General features: G+C 69.6%; 2 protein-coding genes. Both read right to left on the bottom strand.

Going from position 1 to position 1,050, the window contains the following annotated elements:
• On the bottom strand, positions 1-217 hold a 217-nt coding region (locus tag Q9Q40_15605), incomplete at its 3' end, for a putative metal-binding motif-containing protein (GenBank protein ID MDQ7008647.1).
• Positions 217-1,050 (bottom strand): integrin alpha (locus tag Q9Q40_15600; GenBank protein ID MDQ7008646.1); only part of this gene is annotated, 834 nt, incomplete at its 5' end. The genes Q9Q40_15605 and Q9Q40_15600, both read right to left, overlap by 1 nt.

The following is a 1,050-nucleotide window of genomic DNA, read 5'->3' as shown; positions in this document are numbered from 1 at the left end:
CCCCCGCCACCGGCGGTTCGTCCGCCTCGCCGTCGCAGTCGTCGTCCACGCCGTTGCAGACCTCACGCCCGTTGGGATGCACCCGCGCATCCCCGTCGTCGCAGTCCCCCTCCCGCTCGTTGAAACCCTCACCGTCGTCGTCCACCAGATCCGCCAACACCGAACGGTACTCCGACGGCGTCGTGAAACAGGCCAGGAACACCACGACGGGGCCCATCACCAACCCGAGCCGGGGACGATGTAGACCATCCCATCATACTCGAGGCCATGAAAGTAGCTGCCGATCACGAGGTCGGGAGCGCCATCCGCCGTCAGGTCGCCCGGTCCCAGCATCGCATCGAACCGGCTGTCACGCAGCCCAGGCGTACTGTGGAGCACCACCTCGGCATCGCTCGACGACCAGGTGCCCGCCGGCTCCAGCGGTCCGAAGAAGATCCGGATGTCTGTCGGGTCGGTCCGCCCCTCCGCCACCACCACCTCCGGCCAGCCGTCCAGGTCCAGGTCCCCCGCGCCACTGCAATAGGCCCCGAAGAAGCGGTGGTCCTCGTCCGGCGCCTCGTGCACGATCCGGATGTCCGCCGCAGACAGCCACATGTCCTCCCACGGCCGACCGCCCCGGACGATGTAGGCCACCCCGTCGCCGTGTTGCGCCGCGCCCGTCACCAGGTCCTCGTACCCGTCCCCGTTCGTGTCCCCCGCCCTCCCCAGCCGATACCCGGCCAGGTCCGTCCCGGGACCCTCCCCCCAGAGCGTCATCGTCGCGTCCACGTCCACGTACCGGCTCGCCGTCAACGGGCCCTGGAAGATGAGGACCGCGCCCGACGGGTCCCGGGCATCCTGACCCACCACCAGGTCCCCGAAACCGTCCCCATCGAAGTCCAGCCCGTCGAAGTCCCACGCCATCTCGCTGTAGGGCTCCGTCCCCTCCACCACGATGTCCGCCTCCTCGCGCGCGATCCCCGACGAGGGCATCCCCGCGAACACCCGCAAGCGTCCCTCGTCGTGCTCCACGACGACCGTGTTCTCGTTGCCCACAGCCACGTCCACCCA

Source organism: Acidobacteriota bacterium, assembly GCA_030949985.1.
In the GTDB taxonomy this organism is placed as follows: domain Bacteria; phylum Acidobacteriota; class Polarisedimenticolia; order J045; family J045; genus JALTMS01.
Note: the sequence above shows the minus strand (reverse complement) of the source record. Positions and strands in the feature narration are given on the sequence as shown.